Annotated in this window: 3 protein-coding genes; 1 reads left to right on the forward strand and 2 read right to left on the reverse strand. The window is 39.4% G+C overall.

Annotated features, from left to right (window positions below; translation table 11 throughout):
- Positions 1-125 precede the first annotated feature (125 nt).
- Positions 126-1,163, forward strand: coding sequence for a dual-specificity RNA methyltransferase RlmN (rlmN, locus tag ACP6PL_RS06400; protein ID WP_426543709.1), 1,038 nt, complete (start codon positions 126-128; stop codon positions 1,161-1,163).
- A 423-nt stretch (positions 1,164-1,586) separates the two neighbouring features.
- Here the strand turns inward: rlmN and ACP6PL_RS06405 are convergent, their stop codons facing one another.
- Both ACP6PL_RS06405 and ACP6PL_RS06410 read right to left on the reverse strand, forming a co-directional pair.
- Positions 1,587-2,837 carry a TIGR03118 family protein gene (locus ACP6PL_RS06405; protein WP_426543711.1) on the reverse strand — a complete coding sequence of 417 codons (1,251 nt, stop codon included), beginning with the start codon at positions 2,835-2,837 and terminating at the stop codon, positions 1,587-1,589.
- A 132-nt stretch (positions 2,838-2,969) separates the two neighbouring features.
- Positions 2,970-3,182, reverse strand: a 213-nt coding sequence (locus ACP6PL_RS06410; protein WP_426543713.1) for a hypothetical protein, incomplete at its 5' end; no start/stop codon positions are given.

The following is a 3,182-nucleotide window of genomic DNA, read 5'->3' on the forward strand; positions in this document are numbered from 1 at the left end:
GTATTTATTGGTACCAGTAGATAGAATGTTAGGTTATCTTGTGTGGATGACCGTAGAAAATTAAAAGTAAAATTTCTATTATCATAGATTTATAGACAAATTATTTACAGGAATATTTTAATCACATGACTCAATCTCTAATAACTCCTACTCCAACCCCTCTGCTGGGTTTATCCTTAGCTGAGTTAACAGAGTGGGTGCAACAACAAGGACAACCTGCTTATCGAGGTAAACAACTATATCAATGGATTTATCAAAAAGGTGCTAAGTCTCTAGCAGATATCACTGTATTTTCCAAACAATGGCGTGAGGAAATTGCTAATTTTCCTATTGGTCGTTCTGTAATACATCATCGCTCTGTTGCTCCAGACGGCACAGTTAAATATTTGCTACAATTATCAGATGGTAATATAATTGAAACTGTAGGTATTCCTAGCTATAAACGCTTAACTGTTTGCGTTTCTTCTCAGGTTGGTTGCCCAATGGCGTGTGATTTTTGTGCTACTGGTAAGGGTGGCTTTACCCGTAACCTAGAACCTTATGAAATTATTGACCAGGTACTAACAGTGCAAGAAGATTTTGAGCGACGGGTTAGTCATATCGTGTTTATGGGAATGGGGGAACCTCTGCTGAATACTAAAAATGTGTTAGCTGCAGTTAGGTCTCTGAATCAAGATGTGGGTATTGGTCAACGTTCAATAACTATTTCAACTGTAGGAATTCGCGATCGCATCCGACAATTAGCTCAACATAAACTTCAATTGACTCTTGCTATTAGTCTTCATGCTTCTAATCAAAGATTGCGGGAACATTTAGTTCCGAGTGCTAAATCCTATCCTTTAAAAGATTTGATAGCAGAATGTCGTGAATATGTCAAAGTAACAAAGCGGAGAATTAGTTTTGAATATATTTTGTTAGCAGGTTTTAACGATCTACCAGATCATGCTAGAGAATTGGCGAAAAATTTGCGTGGGTATCAGTGTCATGTTAATTTAATTCCCTATAACCCTATTAGTGAAGTTGATTATCAGCGACCTACTGAGGAACAGATAAAATCTTTTGTTAATGCTCTGGAGGAACAACATATTGCAGTTAGCGTTCGTTATTCCCGTGGTTTAGAAGCTGATGCAGCCTGTGGACAATTACGGGCATCACGGGTTTAAATCAGTTATAGAACCCATTTGGTATCTATGCGATCGCCAATTATCATAACGTAAGGATTCATGTCTTAAGTCTCCTCTTTTAAGGAGGTCAAAAGCGGTCGTTTGCCGAGCAGTCCGTAGGATGGGATGGCGAGGTTTCCCGCTCTTAACAGAGCCGCTACGCTTTTCATGTCGGCTCAAGCGCCGAAACGCCATATCCAATCGATCAAGAGAAAAGAATATTCGGTATTTCAAGCCTCCGACTTCAGCGGTCGATACTGATAACTGAAATGATCTTTTCTGGAAAAGATACTAAATGGGTTCCATAATACTATGTTCGGTAAACAGTTATAATAAAAGTAGGGTTTGAGCAACAAGATAAGTATTTGATGTGCTTAAAAGCCCAACTACAAACAACTAAGTATCCTTGCTTATAAAGATACTCTAAAAACGGCGACGTTTACTTATTAATCCTAAACCTGTAACTCCGAGTAAAGCTAAAACGCTAGTTGGTTCGGGAACAGAACTTGACTCTACAACTTGTAACTTGCCAAACAAACCATCAGCTTCGTCATTAGGACCTGCTGCAAAGTAGAGATGATTTGTCTCACCCAAGCTAGCACCATTGCCAAAAATTAGTCCCCACAGTCCTTCTATTTCAATAGGATTATCTGATTCATCTGTTAGGAACCCAATCTGTTCGCGGGAAGTGCGATCATAAGCAATAATTCTTCCATCTCCAAAGTTAGCAACTAACAAACTATTACTAAATTCGCCAAAATCATCTGGTGCGATCACTACACCCCAAGGTGCATTGAGTAGATTTTCGTTAGCGTCATCAGTATCAGGTCCCCATATATTGAGTAAATTACCTTCAATATCATACTCAGCTAGTCGTCCTAAACCTACTTCTGCTAGTTCTTCACCTGGTTCATCACTCAATTTTGCATAGGCAACATACAGCGTACCATCCAGATTTTGAATATTGAAAGGAGCATATTCTTCACCAAAAGGATTCTCAAATAAAAAATTAGATGAAACGTCATTAAATTCTTTATCCCAAACATCTATCCCTGGGGATGCTAGACTAAAATCAGCAGCAAACAGGAGATTATTCTCCTCCTGAGTAGTGCCTGCCATACCTTTATAGATTGCAAAATTATCGTTATCTGGATTACCATCAGTATTTTGGGGTGCAAATTCAGAATTGTCTGCAACTACCAGATATTCAACAGGTCTGAGTATACCATCATCTGTAGTTACTTCTGTCCAAGCGGAGAGAGTTCCGCCCTCTTCTACTGCAAAAAATCGCCCTGGTCCGGTAATTTCCCCTAAATCTGGATTGTCTGGATCGAGTAACATTGTTACCTCAAAATCCGATGGATGGGAGCTAAAAAACTGCCCAGTTGGAGTGCCCGCACTTCCTGCGGGAGCATTGGGCGATGTGGGAATGGTGACAAATTCTAGATCGTCCTGAAATAAAGGTGTTCCACCAACATCTCCAACATAAGTAGTCACAGTTCCAGAATCAGCATTAGTCACCCAAAAGTGTCCGCCAAATCCAGCAGGACGGATAGCTAGACCCCAAGCATTAACAACTAATGGATCTAGGATCTGGGGATCGAAATCTGGATTGTTTGATACAAGATTCGTCTGAAAGTATGCCCCAAATGCTGGAGTTGTTACACTGCTCATAAGGGTACTAATAAGAGTTGTTTTCAAGAAATTAACAAACTTCATCTAAATATTTCCTCAAATTTTAAGGTTTATTTAATTTCATAAATTAGTCTTAATAGAAAAGACTCTTAATAAGTTAGCACAACAATTTTAAATGTAATCTAAAATATTTATAAATTTTTTCCAAGTGAAATCAAGAGGAAGTGCAAGAATAGCAACTTTTTTAAGACTAGATTTTAAACCGGCATTCCGGACCACATAAATGCTACAAAGATATTTTAACTCCCCCGGCGGGAAGTCCCGCGCTCTCCCCTTGGGGAGCGTCGTATGGGAGAGCCGGGCGTTGTCTGTGTGGTTTGCCCT

The sequence above is a fragment of the Dapis purpurea BLCC-M126 genome (assembly GCF_050015975.1).
Lineage (GTDB): Bacteria > Cyanobacteriota > Cyanobacteriia > Cyanobacteriales > Microcoleaceae > Trichodesmium.

Excerpts from the sequence above, each read along its gene's own strand:
- rlmN (WP_426543709.1), top strand. The coding sequence starts at position 126 with ATGACTCAATCTCTAATAACTCCTACTCCAACCCCTCTGCTGGGTTTA.
- ACP6PL_RS06405 (WP_426543711.1), bottom strand. The coding sequence starts at position 2,837 with ATGAGCAGTGTAACAACTCCAGCATTTGGGGCATACTTTCAGACGAAT.